18 protein-coding genes are annotated in these 20,835 nt (G+C 39.9%); 12 read left to right on the top strand and 6 right to left on the bottom strand.

Annotated elements, in window-relative coordinates; all coding sequences use genetic code 11:
* Nucleotides 1-52 precede the first annotated feature (52 nt).
* The 5 genes from BVH02_RS19520 to BVH02_RS19500 form a co-directional block, all read right to left on the bottom strand.
* The gene (locus BVH02_RS19520; protein WP_086503189.1) at nt 53-1,498 is read right to left on the bottom strand and encodes a M48 family metalloprotease; all 1,446 of its coding nucleotides are present in this window, start codon (nt 1,496-1,498) and stop codon (nt 53-55) included.
* 278 nt (nt 1,499-1,776) lie between these two features.
* Nucleotides 1,777-2,007 (bottom strand): hypothetical protein, encoded by a 231-nt coding sequence (locus BVH02_RS19515; protein WP_205635761.1) that lies wholly within the window; start codon nt 2,005-2,007, stop codon nt 1,777-1,779.
* Nucleotides 1,991-2,371 carry an RDD family protein gene (locus BVH02_RS22085; RefSeq protein ID WP_086503153.1) on the bottom strand — a complete coding sequence of 127 codons (381 nt, stop codon included), beginning with the start codon at nt 2,369-2,371 and terminating at the stop codon, nt 1,991-1,993. The genes BVH02_RS19515 and BVH02_RS22085 overlap by 17 nt, the downstream gene beginning before the upstream one ends.
* Nucleotides 2,372-2,626: 255 nt before the next feature.
* On the bottom strand, nt 2,627-4,333 hold the full coding sequence (gene lysS / locus BVH02_RS19505) for a lysine--tRNA ligase (protein ID WP_086503152.1): 1,707 nt from the start codon (nt 4,331-4,333) through the stop codon (nt 2,627-2,629).
* A gap of 75 nt (nt 4,334-4,408) precedes the next feature.
* The gene (locus BVH02_RS19500) at nt 4,409-5,596 is read right to left on the bottom strand and encodes a proline dehydrogenase family protein (RefSeq protein ID WP_086503151.1); all 1,188 of its coding nucleotides are present in this window, start codon (nt 5,594-5,596) and stop codon (nt 4,409-4,411) included.
* Nucleotides 5,597-6,575: 979 nt separating this feature from the next.
* On the opposite strand from BVH02_RS19500, the gene BVH02_RS19495 reads away from it, so the two are divergent.
* The 11 genes from BVH02_RS19495 to BVH02_RS19445 all read left to right on the top strand — a co-directional run bounded on the left by BVH02_RS19495 (nt 6,576) and on the right by BVH02_RS19445 (nt 16,578).
* Nucleotides 6,576-7,673, top strand: coding sequence for a chorismate mutase (locus BVH02_RS19495; protein ID WP_086503150.1), 1,098 nt, complete (start codon nt 6,576-6,578; stop codon nt 7,671-7,673).
* Between the two features lie 270 nt (nt 7,674-7,943).
* Entirely contained in the window at nt 7,944-8,987 is a 1,044-nt protein-coding gene (aroB, locus tag BVH02_RS19490; RefSeq protein ID WP_086503149.1) for a 3-dehydroquinate synthase, read from the top strand.
* 12 nt (nt 8,988-8,999) lie between these two features.
* Entirely contained in the window at nt 9,000-10,241 is a 1,242-nt protein-coding gene (locus tag BVH02_RS19485; RefSeq protein ID WP_086503148.1) for a 3-phosphoshikimate 1-carboxyvinyltransferase, read from the top strand.
* 3 nt (nt 10,242-10,244) lie between these two features.
* Nucleotides 10,245-11,069 carry a prephenate dehydratase gene (locus BVH02_RS19480; RefSeq protein WP_086503147.1) on the top strand — a complete coding sequence of 275 codons (825 nt, stop codon included), beginning with the start codon at nt 10,245-10,247 and terminating at the stop codon, nt 11,067-11,069.
* Between the two features lie 165 nt (nt 11,070-11,234).
* A complete protein-coding gene (locus BVH02_RS19475; RefSeq protein ID WP_086503146.1) occupies nt 11,235-12,380 on the top strand; it encodes a pyridoxal phosphate-dependent aminotransferase in 1,146 nt (381 codons plus the stop codon).
* Between the two features lie 122 nt (nt 12,381-12,502).
* The gene (locus BVH02_RS19470; RefSeq protein WP_086503145.1) at nt 12,503-13,351 is read left to right on the top strand and encodes a prephenate dehydrogenase; all 849 of its coding nucleotides are present in this window, start codon (nt 12,503-12,505) and stop codon (nt 13,349-13,351) included.
* Between the two features lie 161 nt (nt 13,352-13,512).
* The gene (locus tag BVH02_RS19465; RefSeq protein ID WP_205635760.1) at nt 13,513-13,782 is read left to right on the top strand and encodes a hypothetical protein; all 270 of its coding nucleotides are present in this window, start codon (nt 13,513-13,515) and stop codon (nt 13,780-13,782) included.
* Nucleotides 13,779-14,078, top strand: coding sequence for a type II toxin-antitoxin system RelE/ParE family toxin (locus BVH02_RS19460; RefSeq protein WP_086503144.1), 300 nt, complete (start codon nt 13,779-13,781; stop codon nt 14,076-14,078). Before BVH02_RS19465 ends, BVH02_RS19460 begins: the two co-directional genes overlap by 4 nt.
* Nucleotides 14,079-14,135: 57 nt before the next feature.
* A complete protein-coding gene (locus BVH02_RS19455) occupies nt 14,136-15,107 on the top strand; it encodes a Kelch repeat-containing protein (protein ID WP_086503143.1) in 972 nt (323 codons plus the stop codon).
* 126 nt (nt 15,108-15,233) lie between these two features.
* The gene (locus BVH02_RS19450) at nt 15,234-15,941 is read left to right on the top strand and encodes an SIMPL domain-containing protein (RefSeq protein ID WP_086503142.1); all 708 of its coding nucleotides are present in this window, start codon (nt 15,234-15,236) and stop codon (nt 15,939-15,941) included.
* 55 nt (nt 15,942-15,996) lie between these two features.
* Complete coding sequence (locus tag BVH02_RS19445; RefSeq protein WP_086503141.1) at nt 15,997-16,578, top strand: O-methyltransferase; 582 nt, start codon at nt 15,997-15,999, stop codon at nt 16,576-16,578.
* Nucleotides 16,579-16,646: 68 nt separating this feature from the next.
* Here the strand turns inward: BVH02_RS19445 and BVH02_RS19440 are convergent, their stop codons facing one another.
* A complete protein-coding gene (locus tag BVH02_RS19440; RefSeq protein ID WP_086503140.1) occupies nt 16,647-17,213 on the bottom strand; it encodes a Pycsar system effector family protein in 567 nt (188 codons plus the stop codon).
* A gap of 334 nt (nt 17,214-17,547) precedes the next feature.
* On the opposite strand from BVH02_RS19440, the gene BVH02_RS19435 reads away from it, so the two are divergent.
* A complete protein-coding gene (locus BVH02_RS19435; protein ID WP_086503186.1) occupies nt 17,548-20,076 on the top strand; it encodes a phosphocholine-specific phospholipase C in 2,529 nt (842 codons plus the stop codon).
* The last annotated feature ends 759 nt before the right edge of the window (nt 20,077-20,835 follow it).

Genomic DNA, 20,835 nt, shown 5'->3' with positions numbered 1-20,835 from the left:
CGAGCCTCACAGCTCGGTTTTTTTCTTATATCTATCTGTTAAAATATTTCTCTTATTTACCTACCACTTTGATCAGCATACCCTTCCTCAACTGATCCGTCAAATGCATACCATTCAAAAGTGATAGTTCTTCAAATCTTTCATTAGGCATTCCGAAATGTTGGAAAGCTGCCTGTAATGTCATCTGGTTCGGAACGGTTTTGATTTTGATGACATCAGGTTTACGATTTAATTTTTCAGAATCTCTCAATTCCTTAAACTCCCGCATGGTTTGTAAAAAAACTGGTTGTACCGCGTTGAACTTTGTGAGATCTGTAATCCCCATCAGGCTGTAAATATTTCCTTCAAACTGAATAAGAGATGAAAGTACCCGAATGGTCCCTTGTTCCTGTGGCTGATCGGCAATCATAAGAATAGAAGGCATCCCATTGATCGTTTCCTTCTTAGATTCAACCAAAGTCAATTTATAGTTTTGAAGCACTGCATTTGAAGCTTCTTCCAAGCTAGCGCCAGGAGCTAAGGTGAGCATCATGACGGCATCTCCTGTCTTAGGTGCCATTTGAAACTGTTGTGGCGTATTTTGATGAGCCCAAGTGGCTGGAATAGGGAATTGGATTTTCAGTACTGGATGATAAAATGTGCTATTCTCCACAAAGCCTTGCTTTGGATCTTCACCTACTACAAGTCCATCAATTTTCTTTAAATAACTGTCTCTGTTAACTGCAAACTCAGACATTTTTGATTTTTGCTGCCAGTCCAAAGCCATTTTCTCAACAGTAGCATTTCTTTCTTCAGGGGAAGGGTGAGTAGAAAGAAATGGAGGGATTTCTCCTGCTCCAGAATTTTCCTGCTGCCTTTCCAGTGTTTCAAAAAAGTCAGCCATTTCAGTTGCATCGTACCCTATTTGGGAAGAATATTCCACACCTAATTTATCCGATTGTCGCTCTGCATCTCTTCCAAATTTTAATAATGCTAACTGCATTCCTTGGGACAAAGGATCCATAAATTGCCCTAGTTCCGGCACAAATATGATTCCTGCTATAAGTCCTAATTGACCAAATAACTGATTACGCTGCTGGATGACGGAATGCCTAGCTGTGACATGACCGATTTCATGACCCAGCACTCCTGCAAACTCTGCTTCATTATTGAAATGAGCCATAATACCCCGAGTAAAATACACGTAACCACCGGGGACTGCAAAAGCATTAATGACTGGAGAGTCAACGATCTTGAACTCGTAAGCTAATTTTGGTCGGTGTGAAATTGCCGCCATTTCCTTACCCTTAGCTGTGATAAACTCTTGAAGTTGGGGATCTTCATAAAGCCCAAAAAAGGCAACTATTTCCGGATCGGACTGCTGCCCCATCGCAATTTCTTGCGCTTCAGACATAAGTACTATCTGCTTTTTTCCTGTGACAGGATTAATCGCGCAGGCACTTAAACTCAATATCAGCATCACTGAAAAGAGTTTTAGAAAATCTTTAAAAGTTTTCATAAGATCAAAGGTTGAGTGGTTTATTTGTAGAGCGTAAGGAAAATATCGTTCCACTTCTTTACCCAATGAAGAATAGGTTCTCTCCATAATTTAAATTAGGCTGTTAATTTAAAATCATAGACAATTATTAGTTTGAAATTTTCATGTAGTATAATGCCAAAAGCAAGTGGTGGGAGATTTTCTGAAAAGAAATAAAAGTCGTAAAAATATTTCAGAGCGTTCATAAATAAAAAAACCGACTTACTATTTAAGTCGGTTTTGTCTAACTATCCAGATTCCTATTTTCCTTCTGGCTTGTAAATGGCGCCAGTTGCAAAATCAACTATGACACCCGGCAAGAATAAAATAATATCGGCGATGAGTGCACCCACTCTCACTTCACGCTGTGGTTCTCCAGCCTTAGGCTTTGTCCTTTGGTATTCGGAAACTTTCCCACCGAATACTGTAGCACAACTAGACATTGAAATGACAAGTAGAGCAATTACAAAAGTGTTACTTAGTTTTTTCATTTTTTTGATTGGTTTGAATTAAAAATGTATTTGAAATATGATCATGGAGACCTTTACCAGTAATAAAATAAGAGAGAAAATACAGGGGGATCATCCTTCCCATCGTTCGAATCAAAACTTGCCAAATATTAGGATTATGGAAAGTTTTGTAATCTGCAACTTGGACTCTGGTAAAGTATTTCCCTGGAGTTTTACCGAGAAAAAATTCAAAAAGAAAATAATTTATAAAATAAAAAACTAAAAGAATAGGCTTTAATAGTTCGATGCGTACTGTATTATTATTTAGAGTTAATATGCTCAAAGCAATAAAAAAGTAGACCAAAGTGTCTATAAAAAAGTGAATTAACCTAACTCTCAAATTCATTATCTAATTATTTAGGCGCAATTATAATAATACTTTACACAAACCACAACTAAACTTCCATAAATAAAAACTAAATATACAATAAGCCACTAGACGGGACACATGCGTTGACCATGTTGAAGTTTGTATTTCTCCCCTCCTAGTCATGTAAATTTTTAATTACGATCAAATTGTTAGGTCTCGAGTGGAGACAGTCACGGAAAAAAAAAACCGAGCCTCTCAGCCCGGTTTCGCTTTATCTAAATGTTAAACGTATTAATCTACCAGCGACACCGTCACAGCATCACCGTCTTTGGTCACTTTTGCAATCCCTTTGCCTGTTAAGCCTTTCATCGCTACATCCCACTTCTTACCACTTAGTCCAGCTTTTCCTTTCAGGTCAGCAAGCCCAACTGGGGATTCTACCTTCAAGAGTTCAAAAATGCCTTTTTCCTCTTCAGTCATTTCCACCTGCTTCTTCTCAGGTCTCATCTGTGGGAAGAATAGCACTTCCTGAATCGTCGTATTATTTGTCAGCAACATTGTCAATCGATCGATTCCGATCCCCAAACCAGACGTTGGAGGCATACCGTACTCTAAAGCACGAAGGAAATCCTCATCCATCGCCATCGCTTCATCATCACCTCTTTCCGCCAGTTTCAACTGATCTTCAAAGCGTTCACGCTGATCGATTGGATCGTTTAGCTCAGTATAAGCGTTTGCGATTTCTTTACCGTTTACAAACAGCTCAAATCGCTCTACCAAACCTGGTTCAGTTCTATGCTTTTTTGCCAGAGGCGTCATCTCAATCGGATAATCCGTGATGTAAGTTGGTTGGATTAAGTTGGGTTCAACCTTCTCACCGAAGATCTCATCCACCAATTTCCCTTTGCCCATCGTCGCATCCACTGCAATTCCCATCTCAGTACAAACTTTGCGCAAGCCTTCCTCATCCATCTTGCTCACATCGATTCCTGCATATTCCTTGATAGAATCATACATGGTCAATCTTCTATATGGTCCAGCAAATTCGATCTCATTTGCACCCACGATCAATTTGGTTTTGCCATGAATCTCTTGAGTCACCTTTTCGATCAGCTCCTCCACCATCTTCATCATCCAGATATAGTCTTTATAGGCTACGTAGATTTCCATGGAAGTGAATTCCGGATTGTGGGTACGATCCATGCCTTCATTTCGGAACATTTTCCCAAACTCATACACACCATCAAACCCACCAACGATCAGTCTTTTTAGATAGAGCTCATTCGCAATTCTTAGGAAAAGCGGCATATCCAGCGTGTTGTGATGCGTATCGAATGGACGAGCAGCTGCTCCACCATGAACGGCCTGAAGAATTGGAGTTTCCACTTCTAGCCATCCGTGATCATCGAAGTAACGACGCATCTGAGTAATGATTCTAGAGCGAGTCACGAAGGTTTTCCTCACTTCAGGATTCACTGTTAGATCCACATAGCGCTGACGGTATCTCATCTCAGGATCTGTAAATCCATCGTGCACATTACCATCCTCGTCTCTTTTCACCACAGGAAGTGGCTTCACTGACTTGGAAAGTACGGTTAACTCCGTCACGTGGAGAGAAATCTCACCTGTCTGAGTAGTAAAAATATATCCTTTTAAACCCAAGAAATCACCGATTCCAAGAAGCTTTTTAAACACAGAATTGTAAAGTGTCTTGTCTTCACCTGGACAGATGTCATCACGTCTGATATAAAACTGAAGTCTTCCAGAAGCATCTTGAATCTCTCCAAAAGAAGCAGAACCCATAATACGACGGCTCATCAATCGACCTGCGATCTTGATATTTTTATAATCTAACTTCCTGTTTTCGTAGTTGCGATGAATATCCTCTGAAGTGACATTGATAGGGAACTCCTCAGCTGGATAGGGATTGATCCCCAACTTCATCAGTTCTTCCCTGTCTTTACGTCTATCTATTTCCTGTTCGCTCAAAAGTTGCATTCTATATAATTTGAAATTTTCAGTTCTTGTTATTTATTGGCTGGAAGACAGCAGATGGGAGACCGAAGTAGGTTGCTACGGTCTTCCGTCTCCCGACTTCCGTCTTTTAATCTCCTTCTTAATCATCGAAAACTCCCGACTGCTCTGCCCTGCAATACTAGAATTTTCCGATGCTCTACGCATCAGGTAAGGCATTACCTTTTCCACTGGCCCGTAAGGCACATATTTCAACACTCGATATCCAGCATCTGCCAGATTGAAAGAGATATTATCACTCATTCCGTAGAGCTGCGCAAAGAATACGCGGTCAGAATCCTTAGCAATCCCATGTTTCTCGATTAGTCTTACCACAAGTTGATTGCTTTCTTCATTGTGTGATCCGCTAACCAAGTATACACCATTTGATATACAAAACTCCACACCAAGATTGTAATCAGTGTCAGTAGCTAATTTATTCGGCTGAATAGGACTTGCATAGCCCATTTCCGCTGCCCGCTCACCTTCCTTCTCCATGTATGCACCACGCACCAGCTTTGCACCTAGCACGTAGCCATTAACTTTTGCTACTTCTTCAGCTGCTTTCAATCTTGCCAGCATATCATGTCGATACATCTGATAAGTATTATATACAGTGCAAGTTTCCCTATTATACTTCTCCATGGCCTCGTATGCCATGGCATCAATTGTATCCTGAAACCAAGATTCCTCTGCGTCAACCAGGATTTTTATTCCTTTCTGGAAAGCCGCATGACATAGTTGATCCACACGGTTTTTCATTCTGTCAAAGGCAAGGCTTTCATCCTGAGAAAGTATCTCTCCAGCCTGCACTTTAGTCATCAGCCGATAATCACCGAGCCCCGTCACTTTGAAAACTGCGAATGGCAAAGATGTTTGATTCTCTGCTTTGTCGATAGTCTTCAGGATCTCAGCACAGGTCTCATCATAACTCGCCTCGTCTCCATCTCCCTCTACTGAATAGTCAAGCGTACTTTCTACACCGTATTCCGCAAGTTTTTGGGCTGCAGCCGTACTTTCAGTTATTGTCTCACCACCACAGAAATGTCCAAACATTGTCTGCTTCATTATTCCTTTGATCGGCAAATGAAGCGCAAAACCAATTTTAGTCATTGCAATCCCCAGATTAGAGACAAGCTTATTATTCAACAAGGCAAAAACCAAATACATTCTCTTAAGTTCTGCATCACTTTTTGAAGCAAAAGCTACCTTTAAGTTCTCAAATGAGATAGTGGGTTTGACGGGCATATTCCAGAAATAAAGCTGCAAAGATATTAAAAAAACTCCTCTAGGTTGGTTTTTGTTGCTATAAATGAGGGGTGATACGAGATATGATACAGGAGAAATAAGACATGCGTATTGTGTCATGTCCAGCGAAGTAGAGATCATTTGACAACAAATTGAAAACGATCAAAAAAAGCGAAAAGAAATTCACTTCAACTTACTTACGAAAAGAAAAAATCTCACCCCCTACCCTACAAGCGACCATATCTTCCTTCAAAATGCATTTTTTTCAAACGTTCTCTTAAACAATAAAGAAAAATGGAAACGCTTTAAAAAATGCTTTAATCACACATAAATACTCCTTAAGGACGAGTAGTTGACGACTAGCTAGCATTTACAGTTGGGAGTCGGTTCCGTCAAAGCGCTCATTGAATTCATTCTTCCCCCAACCAACATCCTTTCTCTTTCATTCCTCTAGACATTTATTAATTTATATGATTATCCGCATTCTTGCCAGCAGCCATTAATTCTTTGCTCATCCGGCTGGAAGACCGAAGACAGGTGACCGAAGTGGCCTAAAATTTAGAGTTGAGCTTATTTTGTATTGCTTTAGTCTGCTTACTGGTAGAATTGCGGATATACACATTAATTTATTTCAAAAATTAAAAAATAGACTTTTTAAGACCTATTTTATATTTAATCGAAATATAATTCGGAAAGCCACTGCGATTCTCCTCGGATTTAGGAATATTCAATGAAACACCTGAAATTTTGAAGATTAAATAACATAGCTGGCAAAAAATTAATTTTGATTTTAAAAATCACCACTTTACATTTGGGACATGTTAAACACAACAGCGACATATTTTAGCTTCTTTTACTTTTACTTTCGAAGACAAAATCGAATCGGAGTTGTGTATTGCCTAGCTTAGACTAATAAAAAATATAACACATAAAGCCCGATTCGAAAGAGTCGGGCTTTTTTCATTTAAAGCTCAGTATTATGAAAGAACACAAGCAAATTAAAGACTGGGGCCTAGGACTTACTGGCCCAACTATTATCGCAGGACCTTGCTCGGCAGAGTCTCCAGAGCAAATCGAACAGATTTGTATCGAGATGAAAGAAAACAACATTATCCCATCCATGTTCCGTGCTGGGATCTGGAAGCCAAGAACTAGACCAGGAAGCTTCGAAGGTATCGGTGAAGAAGGATTAAAGTGGATGGAGATCGTTCGTCATCACTTAAATATCCCAATCACAATAGAAGTAGGAAATGCAGCTCACGCTGAAATTGCGCTTAGAAATAATGTAGATGTGGTGTGGGTAGGCGCTAGAACTACAGTAAACCCTTTCGCAGTACAAGAAATTGCTGATGCACTAAGAGGAACTGACATTCCAGTGATGGTGAAAAATCCAATGAATCCAGATCTTGAACTTTGGATGGGAGCTTTGGAAAGATTCCATGCAGTAGGACTTACGAAATTAGCTGCGATTCACAGAGGTTTCTCTGATGCGTATGACAAACGATACAGAAATAAGCCAAACTGGTCTATGCCAATGCACCTGAAGCGCGTTTGGACTGGAATGGAAGTGATCAATGATCCTTCTCACATCGTAGGGAAAAGAGATGGAATTCTTGAAATCTCTCAGAAAGCCATGAACTTTGGTTTGGATGGCTTGATGATCGAAACTCACCATGATCCAGACAATGCATGGTCAGATGCTAAGCAGCAAGTTACTCCTGCTCGTTTAAAAGAAATTATAGATGCTATTGATTTCAAAAAGCCGGTAGAATCTGAGCAACCTAGTGAGCGATTGAACGATCTTAGAAGAGCTGTTGACCACATGGACGATCAGTTGTTGGATATCCTTCAGGAAAGATTCGCAGTGATCGACCAAATCGGTGCGCACAAAAGAGAGCATCATTTATCTGTATTTCAGTCGGATCGTTGGAAAGATGTGATGGAAAGTCGTACTCAAAAAGGCGTAGCTAAGAACCTAAGCGAGAAGTTCATGAAGGAGTTACTTTATTGTATTCATGAAGAGTCAGTAAAGCGTCAGGAAAAGCAGCTTAGAGAAGCTGATGCCGTGAAGAAGTAAAGTAATTTTCAGCAATAATGCCAGTAAATATATCTCCTTGGCTTAACAGGCTGTCCCGAGAGCTATCGGGAGACCGATGACGGATGACCGAAGGTTGCCTCAATTCAGGTGTTTACCATCTGATTAAGCCGTATTTTATCTTTTATTGGTATAGATGCGGAAATACATATATAGTAAGAAAATAAACACTGAGCTTATAGTAAATCTGAGGGGAATATTTCTCCTCAGATTTTTTTACCCTAATTTTAGACTCAGTAAACTCCCGTCTTTGTGAACTCAATTATCTTTTCTGAAAACGCATCTGTTGATTTGACTTCCGTACTGGGTGAACTCAAATTCTCTAGTCTTTTTATTCTGACAGATGAAAACACCAAAGAGCATTGCCTGCCTTTAGTAGAAGAAATTTTTCCTTCTAACAGCACTTTTCTGACGATAGATTCTGGAGAAAAGAACAAGACGATAGCCACTTGTATGGTTATCTGGGCTGCGATGACAGAAGCCCAACTTGATCGAAAAGCACTTTTCCTAAATATCGGGGGTGGCGTATTGGGAGATATGGGTGGCTTTTGCGCCAGCATATATAAAAGAGGAATACGCTTCATCAATATGCCCACCACCTTACTCTCGCAAGTGGATGCAAGTGTTGGCGGTAAATTGGGAGTAGATTTCGAAGGATTGAAAAATCATCTGGGCGTATTCAATGAACCCGAAACGGTCATTGTAGCATCCGAATTCTTGAAGACATTACCTGAGCGTGAACTTCGATCCGGCTATGCTGAGATCATCAAGCATGGATTGATTCGTGATAAGAAATACTTCGAAAGCCTGGATTTTGAGCATTGGAAATCCTCCTATTGGCCTCCTCTGATTCATCATTCTGTAGAGATCAAAAGGGCCGTAGTCAAAGAAGATCCGAAAGAATCTGGCTTGCGTAAAATTTTAAACTTTGGACATACAATAGGTCACGCATTTGAAACTTACTTTTTGGATGGCCCAAGACATTTATTACATGGAGAAGCTATAGCCGTAGGAATGATCTGCGAAGCATGGCTTTCTCATAAGAAATTAGACCTTTCTATGGCAGAAGTGAAGCAAATTCAGTCTGCCTTTTTGAAAGTTTATGGCAAAATAGAAATTCTCGATTCGGACCTTCCGTCAGTACTTGATTTTTGCCTACAAGACAAAAAGAACGAAGGCAAACAGCTCATGTTTTCTTTGTTGAGTTCCATCGGAAATTGCACTTATAATATCCCTGTCACCAGAGAAGAAATCAGAGAAGCAATTCACTATTATCAAAACCTACCTCAGACCTAATTATCCTATATTTTGACTACTGAAACCAAGGAGACCATTCATCTGGCTCAGAAAACAGATTTTTCGGCTACCTATATTCCACTTCCTTCTTCCAAAAGCGAATCCAATCGGGTGCTAATTATTGATGCCTTGACTGACGGCAAAAATACGTTAAGCAATCTAGCTGAAGCGCGTGACACGCAGACCATGATCAGTTTGCTTAAGAAAAATCCGCCTGTTTATGATGTGTTGGACGCTGGGACCACGATGAGATTCCTGACTGCTTACGCAGCTATCACCAACCAAAATAAAGTCATGACTGGAACTGCCCGCATGTGTGAGCGTCCTATTGGCATTTTAGTGGATGCGCTGAGAACTATAGGTGCGGAAATCCATTATTTAGGTGTGGAAGGCTATCCACCGATGGCGATTCATGGCCTTTCTGACCAAAAAAGCACACATGTCAAAATAAGAGGTGACGTTTCTAGCCAGTACATTTCTGCAATACTGATGATTGCCCCTCTGCTTCCAAAAGGGCTGGAAATTGAATTGATAGGAAAAGTCGGTTCTCGCTCCTATATAGAAATGACATTGGATTCCATGTCACAGTTTGGAATCAACTACACTTGGAGTGACAATATAATCTCTGTTCCACATCAGGCGTACAAGCCGACTACTTTCGCAGTAGAAAGTGACTGGTCTGGCGCTGGATACTGGTACAGTTTATTGGCCTGTGCGGATTCTGGAGAGCTTTTTCTTTCTGGTTTGAAAGAAAACAGTCTTCAGGGAGATTCAGCTGTAGTGGAAATCATGGGACAACTAGGCATTAAAAGCACTTTCCAAAACGGAGGAGTTTTATTGCAAAAACTGGCTGTAACGGGATTACAAACATGGGATTTCACGCATTGCCCTGATTTGGCTCAGACGATTGCGGTGACCTGTGCTATTCTAGGACAGGATGCGACTTTTACAGGTTTAGAAAGTTTGAGGATCAAGGAGACAGATAGAATCTTCGCTTTGCAGCAAGAGCTAGCAAAGTTCAATGCAGATTTAAAAGAAATTGAACCTGAGGTATATCAGGTAATCCCATCTGTGACTATGCCTTCAGAGGTGAAGATTCATACATACGATGACCACCGGATGGCTATGGCTTTTATGCCTTTGATCACCAAAACACGCGTAAGCATCGAGGATAAGTCTGTAGTGGATAAATCTTACCCAAGTTTCTGGAAACACTGCCAGCTTGCTGGAATATCCATCGTTAGCCAATCTTAAATAATGAGCATTTTAAAAATTGCTATACAGGGCGTTCCTGGCTCTTTTCATCATCAAGTTGCACTGCGCAATTTCGGAGAAGATATAGAAATATTGGATTTCACCACCTTCGAGCCAGTGGCCAGAGCTGTGGCAAATGGCGTGGCTGACTTTGCTGTGATGGCAATTGAGAATTCGATAGCAGGAGCAATTCTTCCAAACTATGATTTGATCGACCGCTATGAATTGAGTATTCGAGACGAATATTACCTGCCTATCGGGCATCAATTCATGGCGCTTCCGGGTCAGTCTATTCAAGAAATTACTGAAGTTCGCTCCCATCCTATGGCATTGTTGCAGTGCAAGGCTTTTTTTGCGCAGCATCCTCATATCCAACTCAAAGAAGATACCGACACCGCATCTGTGGCGCGTGACATTAAATTAGGGAATCTAAAAGGTGTTGCGGCTATAGCTTCTAGTATAGCTGCTGATATTTATGGAATGCAAATTATCTCACCAGATATTCAGACAGTGAAAAGTAATTTCACTCGTTTTATAATACTTCAAAAAGAATCTGTAAAACCTTCTGACTCCGTAAATAAAGCATCCATCAAAGTAACAATTCAAAACCAAAAGGGTGGACTGGCAAAATTGCTGACTTTGATCTCTGATAGAGGAATTGATTTAAGCAAAATTCAGTCAATTCCTGTGATCGAAAAACCTTGGGAATATGCTTTTTTCCTAGATTTAGTTTTTGAAAATCACGTTATTTTATCTCAGACAATCGAGGAAATTCGAGGAAGTTTTGGAGAGGTGAAAATTTTCGGAGAATACGTAAGTAGGAAATAATTGAGTGAATGTCTGCAATGACAAATAAGCCATAATATCTTTGATCATAAGGCTGGGAGACTTCCAAAGTTATCTGGAAACAGAAGAGAGAAATGACTTCAATAAAAGAGTTAAAATACTATTTACACCTACTGAAAAAAGCGGGAATACATAAATAATTAATAGATGAAGGGCTTTGCAGATCGAGTGAGTAGTGTAGAGGAATATTACTTTTCCACCAAACTTCGCGAGGTAAATCAGATGATTGCCGACGGAAAACCAGTCATTAACCTTGGAATTGGCAGCCCAGATTTGGCTCCTGACAAGAAGGTAATTGATGCGCTAAAAAGCACCGCAGACAATCCACATTCCCATGGTTACCAAAACTACCAAGGAATTCCTGAGTTGAGAACATCCATAGCGAATTTCTACGCTCGAGAATATGGCGTCTCTCTTAATCCAAATAAAGAAGTCTTGCCGATGATGGGGTCCAAAGAGGGCATCATGCATCTTAGCATGACTTTTTTAAACCCAGGAGATGAGGTATTGATCCCAAATCCGGGCTATCCTACTTACACTTCCGTCACAAATTTGTTAGGTGCTACACCTATTTATTACCACATCGATCTGGCAAAAGCAGGCAGGCCAAATCTGGAAGAATTGGAAAGTAAAGATCTGAGTAAGGTGAAAATCATGTGGATCAACTATCCGCATATGCCAACTGGTGCGCCGGGAAGCCGAGTGATTCTTCAAGAATTGGTTGGGTTTGCCAAAAAGCATGAGATCGTGTTGCTTCACGATAATCCTTACAGTCATATTTTGACTAAGGAGCCGATTAGCATTTTATCGATTCCCGGAGCTAAAGAAGTTGCAATGGAGCTCAATTCACTAAGCAAAGCATTCAATATGCCTGGCTGGCGCGTGGGAATGCTAGCAGGTCGGGAAGATTGGCTTGCTAAAGTTTTGAAAGTAAAAAGCAATATGGATTCTGGGATGTTTCTAGGGATTCAAAAAGGTGCAATTGCAGCGCTGAACCTCGGAGAAAGTTGGTTTTCAGACATTGAAAGTACATATCAAAGCCGAAGAAAATTAGTCTGGAAGCTTGCTGATAAGCTCAACTTGACCTATGACACTAATGCTGCTGGCTTATTTGTCTGGTGCAAGGTGCCAAATGGAAAATCTGCTGATCAAGTGGTGGATGAGCTACTTTACGAGAGAAATATATTTATCACTCCTGGGAAAATCTTTGGTTCGGAGGGCGACGATTATGTTCGCTTCTCTCTTTGTATGCCTGAGTTCAAGATCTTGGAAGCAATTAACCGCATTAAATAAAAAATGGACCGAAGACCGAAGACGGGTGACCGAAGAGGCCTAAGGCTTTGAGTTGAGCTCATTCTATCATGTTTTCGTCTTTTTACTGATGAAATACAGATATAAATTTTAAACAATTTGATATGAAAAAAATACACATTGTAGGACTGGGACTCTTAGGAGGTTCTTTTGGCCTAGCTGCTAAAAATAAATTCACAGATATTATCATCACAGGAACCGACGTAAGTGAGAAGAACTTGCAGGAAGCTTTGAACCTAGGGATTATCGACGAAGCTAAAGATGCAGCTGATGCAGACACAGATATTGTGATTTTAGCTACCCCAGCTGATGCATTAGGTGATTTACTTTTGAAAACGCTTGATCAAATAGGCGCAAACACCTTAGTTTTTGATGTAGGATCTACCAAGGCAAAACTTTGTGCTTTGGTTGCAGACCACCCAAAAAGAAAGCAATACCTTGCTGCCCACCCGATTGCTGGAACGGAGTACTCTGGACCAAGTGCTGCATTTGCAGGCTTGCTCGACAGAAAAGTAACCATCATCTGTGATCTAGAAAAAACGGATTTGCAACTAAAGGAGAAAGCATACAAACTTTTTGATGCACTCAATTTAAAACTTAGGTTCATGGATCCAGAGGAGCATGATCGTCACTTGGCATTTGTGTCTCATCTATCTCATATTTCTTCTTTTATGCTTGGCAAAACTGTCTTGCAGAAAATGGAAGATGAGAAAAATATCTTCGATATGGCAGGTTCAGGATTTGCGTCCACAGTTCGTTTGGCTAAATCTAGTCCAGCCATGTGGGCTCCGATTTTTACAGAAAATAAGGATAATATTTTGTCTGCTCTGGATGGTTATATTGCGAATCTGTCCGCTTTCCGTGATAATATCGCCGCAAGCGATGGACAAGCATTATCTGATGATATGACGGAAATCAATAAAATCCGAGATATTCTAGATTTGGAAAAATAAGTTTATTTCGGATTTCGGATATATGATTTCGGATATTGTAAGAGCGCCATTTGTAGTAATACATGTGGCGTTGTATTTTTCATAGAAATAGATATTAAAGATCTGAAAATCAAATTCATGAACTGTTTTTCAGCTTTTACTCGTTTATTCAGTATATTCCTATGGATTTAAAACCATCAAATACGAATAAAATGACACTTCAATATATTCAAGATAAAGAAGGAAAAACTACGGGAGTTATAATTCCAATCAAAGAATGGCAGTCTCTAAAAGAAAAGTATTCTGAGTTGCAAGAAGAAGTAGAGCCCTCAACTGAATTAATGTCTTGGCAAAAAAAAATCTTAGATGAGCGTATTTCAGATTATTTCGATGATCCGGAAAATGTAGGCGATTTTGAAAGAACGCTTGACGATATTGAAAAGAGTTTATGAAATTCATTTTTGTAGACAATGCTAAAGTCAATTCTGACATCAAAAAAGCTGTTGCCTATTATAATGACATTAACCCCAAATTAGCCAAGCAATTTTTATCCAGAATACGAGAAGCTAAATCACGCATTTCTCAATCTCCAGAGGCTTTCCAAATAAAGTATAACCAAGTTCGAACGGTTTTATTAAATCAATTTCCCTACCATATTCACTACCTATTTGATCCCTCGAAAAATAGGATAGTAATTCTTGCTATTATTCATTCGCATCAGAATTCTCAAGATTACACGATCAGGTAAGAATAAGTTGTGTACGAATCCGTATTTTCATCCCAAACAAACCTAAATCCAACACCCATGAAACACTTTTTGATTGCAGCATTTCTACTTATTTCCCTAACAGCATTTGCACAATCCAATGAACAGTGGACGGCCGTAGAAACAGTCAATTACCCACTTCCAAGGCATGAAAATTCCTTTGTGGAAAACAAAGGAAAGTTTTATCTCCTTGGTGGCCGAGGGATAAAACCTATTGAAGAATACAATCCCAAGACCAAAACTTGGAAGACATTGGCGATGGCTCCAATAGAATTTCATCATTTTCAGGCTGTTTCATTTAAAAATGAAATCTATGTGATCGGAGCAATGACGGGTAACTATCCTCACGAAACACCTTTGACTCACTTTCTCATTTTCAACCCTAAAACCAACAGCTGGCGAGAAGGAGCAGAAATCCCTGAAGAGAGACGCCGAGGCTCTGTCGGCGTGGTCGTACGAGGAGACAAGTTCTATTTAGTCTGCGGGATAGTTGACGGGCATTATGCAGATTTTGTGCCTTGGTTTGATGAATATGACACTAAAACTAAAACATGGAAAATCTTGCCTGATTCTCCGAGACCTAGAGATCACTTCGGAGCGGTGCTGGTCGAAGACAAAATTTATGCAGCAGGAGGAAGAACTTCTCATGCAGAAATAGGTAAAGTTTTGGACTTAGTAATTCCAGAAGTAGACTTTTATGATTTCAAAACAAATAGCTGGAGTACCGTATCTGCAGGTTTGCCTACCCCACGGGGTGGAACTTCTTCAATAGCAAAAGGGCCGTTTATGGTAGTGATGAATGGTGAGAGTAAGGTTCAAGAAAGTAGCCATTCGGAAGTAGAAGTGCTCGATACTCGAAGTGGCAAATGGTTTAGCTTGCCAAGCTTAAATCAAGGCCGCCATGGTACTGGAGTGATTTACTACAAAGGCAAACTTTATGTAGCCGCTGGAAGTGCAAAACGTGGTGGTGGGCCTGAGCTGAATACCATGGAAGTATTGGAATGGAAGTAATAGATAAAAGTTAACCTTGAATTTTAACATTGATGTTCGCCCCTCTTAATTTCTCTTAACTGAGCAGACCTTCCTCATAACTGGCTTCCATTTTGAATAGATATTCTCAGAACTAAACAAACACATATGAAAACTTACTTAACGATACTATTTGCCGTATTACTGGCGGTCCCTGTTTTTGCACAGGATAACATGACAGTTCCCTTGATCGAAGTGGAAGGATTTAGCGAAAGAAAAGTAGCTCCGGACGAAGCTGCCTTCCAGATTAATTTGGAAGAAAAAGCGATGAAAGTCACCGATGCGGTTGCTGTATTAAACAAAAAAACTCAGCTGCTTTCTGATGCTCTGAAAAAGGCAAAAATCAAAGATTTTAAATTGATTGCAGATAATTACTCAGTAGATGTAAATAGAATCTATAGAAGTGGAGTACAACGAGATTCTGGCTATGTAGCCAGACAAGCACTCAGAATAGTAACGAGCAGCAAAAATGAAGATTTGCAAAAAATCGTAGAATCCATTCAAGGTGCTGGAGACATGAGTTATAATCTGAATTTCCAGATTTCAGAAGCTACACAAAAGTCGTTGGAAGACGAATTACTCACCTCAGCTTTGAAAAATGCTGAAAGCAGAGCCATTCTTATTGCTCAAACTTTGGGTATAAAAAACATTAGAGTTCATAGAGTTTCTTTGGAATCTCAGCCAACTTTCCGTCCTTATGCCAAAATGGAAATGATGCGGACTAGTGCTGATTCAGCTCCTGCACCGCCCATGCTTAATCCAGATGACCAAAGCGTAGAAAAACGTGTTTATGTCAAATACACTTATAATAACTAAATAAAGGCCACTAAGGTGGCTTTTTTTATATAGCTAACTTTTTCAATCTAAATTCATGAAAGATTTCGAAATTAAAAACAAACCAGCTATTCATGCTATCATAGAAGCCAAATGCGAAGAAATAGGCTTTAAAATGCCCTCGGATCTTTATGTTGGAACCCTATTGAAATCATTGGTTGCCAGTAAACCCTGTGGAAAATTCCTAGAATTAGGGACAGGAATTGGCCTTTCTCTTTCTTGGATGGTGGATGGAATGGATGAATCTGGGAGAATTATTTCTATTGATAATGACCCCAAACTTAATGCTATCGTTAGCCAGCTCTTCAGTCTAGATTCTCGGGTAAAAATAATTTGCCAAGATGGGACAGAGTGGATTCAAAAATATGGTGAAGACAAATTTGATTTGATCTTCGCAGACGCCTGGCCGGGAAAATACAGCGACCTAGATGAAGTTCTCAACTTACTCAAGATCGGGGGAATCTATGTAATCGACGACATGGATGAGCAACCTAATTGGCCAGATGGACATGCGGAGAAAGCTGAAAAGCTAATTAAAACGTTGGAAGCTCGCAAAGACTTTTGCCTTACAAAAATGAATTGGTCAACTGGAATTATTATCATGACTAAAATCAAGTAGTATAAAATCAAAGTTAATAAATCGAAGAGAGCGCATTTCATAATAATGGAAAGCGCTCTCTTCTTTTTTTACAGCAGCAACAGATAGATAACAAATGTGGCAACACCAATCGCCAAACCCATAATAAATACGGTGTAGGCATGAGCAAGGAGCTTATATTTTCTATTTAAAACTTTCCCTTGGTAGTATAAAGAAATTGCCATCTGCTCCTGCACCTGTTGCCTTGAATTCAGGAGTAAATCGATTTCAGCAAGATATTCTGTTAAAGTATAATTAGAACTCACACCAAAAAACATCATGCTAGACTTTTCTTCCTCACTGCTTTTGCTCCTATTTCCAAGAACTTTAGGTCTAGCAGCCTGAACGGCCAAAATGGTGGAAGTGAGACAAGTAGTCAGCAGTATTAAAATTGGAACCAAGGTAATAGCACCTTGGTAATCCAGCTGATGAGAGATAGTCCCATATCCTATAATAGCAACCACAGAAGAAATTACCAGTGCATTGATGCTGATGACAATGTTAGCTTTATTATCGGCGATCTGGAGAAGATTACAATTATTCATGAAAGTAACCCTGAAAAAAGTCTGTTGAGGACGCTCATTTTTATCCTTTTTGGGTTCTAAAAATTCTTCCATGGGTAATTGTTTTTTGTTTAACTGAAATTACAAAATAATTATTCAAGAAAAGGTAAGTCTCTGAGAGAGTTTTAATTACCAAATCCCCTGTTAACCTTAACAAAAACGAAACCTTAGAAATCGCTCATCAAACATAAAAAGTCACTATACTTAACCTGATTATCCACAATCATTCAAGTTGTTATATATCATTTGTTCAATTGGCTTGAAGACAGAAGAGGGGGAACACAAACGGTCTAATTGATAGAATTAAGCAAGTTAAATATTGCTTGTATCTGGTAACTAGTACAAAAGCGGATAATCATACTACTTAATATTAAAAATGAGTGTAAAGATGAAGGATTCAAGAAGAGAATTTTTAAAGAAAGCAGCTTTAGTCACTGGTGGAGCAAGTATCTGGAGCTCCATGCCAATGGCTGTACAGCGAGCGATGGCTATACCTGCAGTGCCAGGAACTACTTTTTATGATGCTGAACATGTGGTGATGCTTATGCAGGAAAACAGATCTTTTGATCACTGCTTTGGTACCATGAAAGGCGTGAGAGGATTTAATGATCCACGTGCAATCACTCTTCCTGACCAGAATCCCGTCTGGCTTCAGCCAGACAAAAACGGGAATCGCTTTGCACCTTTTCGCTTTGACATCAAGGATACCAAGGCTACTTGGATGAGCGGAACTCCTCACTCTTGGGAAAATCAAGTTGATGCTCGCAATGATGGGAAATACAACAATTGGATTGAGGCCAAAAGGCCGGGCAAGGAATACTATGACCTCCCACTGACCATGGGCTTTTACAGCCGTGAGGACCTTCCATTTTATTACGCGCTAGCCGATGCATTTACAGTTTGTGACCAGCACTTTTGCGCAGCACTGGCTGGCACTACGACCAATAGAAGTTATTTCTGGACAGGAAAAACTCACGGTGCTGATGGGGAAAAAGCCAAAGTCCGTAATGGAGAACTGACTTATGGCAAGGAGGGTAACTGGAGAACTTTTCCAGAGTTGCTTGAGAATAATGAAATTTCTTGGAAAGTTTACCAAAACGAAATCAGTATTACCACAGATTTAGACGGGGAAGCGGAATCACTTTTGGGTAATTTTACCGATAACAACTTAGAGTGGTTCTCACAATTTGGAGTAGGCTTTCACCCTAGGCATTACCTTTTTCTTCAAAAAAGAGAAAAAGAACTACCTGCCGAAATAGCTAGCCTGAAAGTACTATTGGCCAGTAATCCCACTAATCTGGTAGAGCTTCAAAAGGAATTGAAGGAGAAGGAAGATGGCCTGGAATACCTAGGCGAATATCTTCAGAAATGGAACGCCGAGGAATATGAGAAGATTTCGGATCGAGCTAAAAGTCTTCATAAAAAGGCATTCCAAACGAATACTGGAGACCCGGATTATCACCAAACAGAAAAACTTGCGTATCAAGAAAACGGTGAAGACCGGGAAACTCTTATTCCAAAAGGAGATATCCTGCACCAATTCCGAAAAGATGTAAATGAAGGCACCTTGCCTACTGTCACTTGGTTAGTTGCTCCGCAAAAATTTTCCGATCACCCAAGTGCTCCTTGGTATGGCGCATGGTATGCCTCTGAAGTGATGAATATTTTGACGGAGGATCCTGAGGTTTGGAAGAAGACGATTTTCATTATCAATTATGATGAAAATGATGGCTATTTTGATCACATTCCTCCATTCGTACCACCTCATCCTACTGAGCCAAATGGGAAAATGTCAGCCGGTCTATCCAGCAAGGGAGAATTTGTAACAGCTGAAGAAGAGATAAAAGCAGGTTTTAAACCTGAAGACTCTCGAACAAGTCCAGTCGGCTTAGGGTATAGAGTTCCGCTGATCATTGCCTCACCATGGTCACGCGGCGGCTGGGTCAATTCTGAGGTATGCGACATTACCTCAACCATACAGTTTCTAGAAAAATTCCTCTCAAAAAAGACTGGACAAACTATAGAAGAAACTAATATAAGCTCTTGGAGAAGAACAGTAAGCGGAGACTTGACTTCAGCCTTCAGGCCTTATAATGGAGAGAAAATCACACATGCAGAACCTGTAAATCAGGATGAATTTATCCAGCAGATCTATAACGCAAAATTCAAGAACATCCCCACCAACTTTATAAAACTAAGCGAGGAGAAGGCGAAAAAGGAAGCTAAAAATCAAGCAAATTCTAAAGTTTTCGCAGTGCAAGAATCCGGAACCAAACCTTCAAATGGCTTGAAATATGATCTTCATGCAGATGGAAAACTTAGCACGGACGGCGAGAAATTTATAATCACTTTTACCGCTTCGCAGGATGTTTTTGGAAAAGAGGCCTTAGGATCAGGATTCAATGTCTATGCTCCAGGAAACTATCTGAACCTAAAAACCAAGGCTTTTGAGCCTGTGAAGACATGGGCTTTTGCAGTCAAGTCTGGAGATAGTATTTTTTATGAGTGGCCAATCTCCGAATTTGAAGATGGACATTGCCATCTCCGTGTTTATGGGCCAAATGGCTTCTATCGGGAATTCATAAGATCCACTGCTGGCTCGAATATAGAGGTAAGTGCTGCTTCAGTTTTAAAAAACAAAAAAGTCAGTGATGAGCTCGAATTAAAAATCAGAAACAACTCCTCAAACAGCCTAACGATGAAGGCCAAAGACTCCATCTATCTAAAGCTAGATAAGGAAATCAAAATTAAGGTGGGAGAAGAAGCCATCCTTAAAATCGACACGAAGAAGCATCAAGGTTGGTATCAGATTACCATTGAAGGGAAAGGTAACTCGGATCTGAAATACACCTACGCCGGAAGATTGGAAACAGGCAAAGACAGCATTTCAGATCCTCAGATGGGAAAGGTGGTTTGATGTAGTTAGCTGAGTATTCGCTTAACTACACTGACCTAAAAGAAAAAAGATTAATACAAACACTAAAATAGTACCTAGGCACCCTCCGCCTATTTTGTATGCTCCGTAGCCTGCGATAAGTCCTTTGAAAAGATTGTTCATGTGGGGGAAGTTTATGTTTTAAAATGATTGCTATCGGAACAATTCACAAGTTGTGCCATAGCAATTTTTATATTTGAAGATCGTTAAAAGCCAGAGCGCAATTCTTTGATAAATGGATATGTTTCTGAGTGAAAGTGAAGCCTCTCAGTTAGAATTGTGCTTAAATAAATCCCCCTAGCCCCCTTTAAGAAAGGGGGAGTTGATAAATCGGAACTTCTAACATTGAACTCAAAAATTGCTTTCGGTTAACCCTAACACTTTTCATCTCCTCAGTTTTTGAGTAAAAAATATCCCGATTTGAGATTAAAATCACTTCCCTAATTGAGTAGTGTTAATCTAGTCAGGCTGAATAATAAAAGTATAGAACTTACAAAAGAGTGATGACGGGTCATGCTGCCAGATAACGGTGTCAGGCTGAGCGAAGTCGAAGCCCCTTTTATCATTGTCCTCGAACCTCTAGACTCCCGTCTCTCGGGTGCTTGGACTGACACAATTTGCGATGAAAATCATGCTCCTTCATTGTTAGTAAATCGAAGGAAATAAATTATTACCTATATCCTCTTTTCTGCAAGTAAAGTGACAATAGCTTTATAGGATTCGGTAAACAATACTTTTGAT

It is taken from the genome of Algoriphagus ratkowskyi (assembly GCF_002150505.1).
Classification (GTDB): Bacteria; Bacteroidota; Bacteroidia; order Cytophagales; family Cyclobacteriaceae; genus Algoriphagus; species Algoriphagus ratkowskyi.
This window is presented reverse-complemented; position numbering and strand designations above follow the sequence as displayed.

What these genes read in the sequence shown, in the direction of transcription:
- BVH02_RS19520 (WP_086503189.1), bottom strand. Translation starts at nt 1,498, where the DNA reads ATGAAAACTTTTAAAGATTTTCTAAAACTCTTTTCAGTGATGCTGATA.
- BVH02_RS19515 (WP_205635761.1), bottom strand. Translation starts at nt 2,007, where the DNA reads ATGAAAAAACTAAGTAACACTTTTGTAATTGCTCTACTTGTCATTTCA.
- BVH02_RS22085 (WP_086503153.1), bottom strand. Translation starts at nt 2,371, where the DNA reads ATGAATTTGAGAGTTAGGTTAATTCACTTTTTTATAGACACTTTGGTC.
- lysS (WP_086503152.1), bottom strand. Translation starts at nt 4,333, where the DNA reads ATGCAACTTTTGAGCGAACAGGAAATAGATAGACGTAAAGACAGGGAA.
- BVH02_RS19500 (WP_086503151.1), bottom strand. Translation starts at nt 5,596, where the DNA reads ATGCCCGTCAAACCCACTATCTCATTTGAGAACTTAAAGGTAGCTTTT.
- BVH02_RS19495 (WP_086503150.1), top strand. Translation starts at nt 6,576, where the DNA reads ATGAAAGAACACAAGCAAATTAAAGACTGGGGCCTAGGACTTACTGGC.
- BVH02_RS19480 (WP_086503147.1), top strand. Translation starts at nt 10,245, where the DNA reads ATGAGCATTTTAAAAATTGCTATACAGGGCGTTCCTGGCTCTTTTCAT.
- BVH02_RS19475 (WP_086503146.1), top strand. Translation starts at nt 11,235, where the DNA reads ATGAAGGGCTTTGCAGATCGAGTGAGTAGTGTAGAGGAATATTACTTT.
- BVH02_RS19470 (WP_086503145.1), top strand. Translation starts at nt 12,503, where the DNA reads ATGAAAAAAATACACATTGTAGGACTGGGACTCTTAGGAGGTTCTTTT.
- BVH02_RS19465 (WP_205635760.1), top strand. Translation starts at nt 13,513, where the DNA reads ATGGATTTAAAACCATCAAATACGAATAAAATGACACTTCAATATATT.
- BVH02_RS19460 (WP_086503144.1), top strand. Translation starts at nt 13,779, where the DNA reads ATGAAATTCATTTTTGTAGACAATGCTAAAGTCAATTCTGACATCAAA.
- BVH02_RS19455 (WP_086503143.1), top strand. Translation starts at nt 14,136, where the DNA reads ATGAAACACTTTTTGATTGCAGCATTTCTACTTATTTCCCTAACAGCA.
- BVH02_RS19450 (WP_086503142.1), top strand. Translation starts at nt 15,234, where the DNA reads ATGAAAACTTACTTAACGATACTATTTGCCGTATTACTGGCGGTCCCT.
- BVH02_RS19445 (WP_086503141.1), top strand. Translation starts at nt 15,997, where the DNA reads ATGAAAGATTTCGAAATTAAAAACAAACCAGCTATTCATGCTATCATA.
- BVH02_RS19440 (WP_086503140.1), bottom strand. Translation starts at nt 17,213, where the DNA reads ATGGAAGAATTTTTAGAACCCAAAAAGGATAAAAATGAGCGTCCTCAA.
- BVH02_RS19435 (WP_086503186.1), top strand. Translation starts at nt 17,548, where the DNA reads ATGAAGGATTCAAGAAGAGAATTTTTAAAGAAAGCAGCTTTAGTCACT.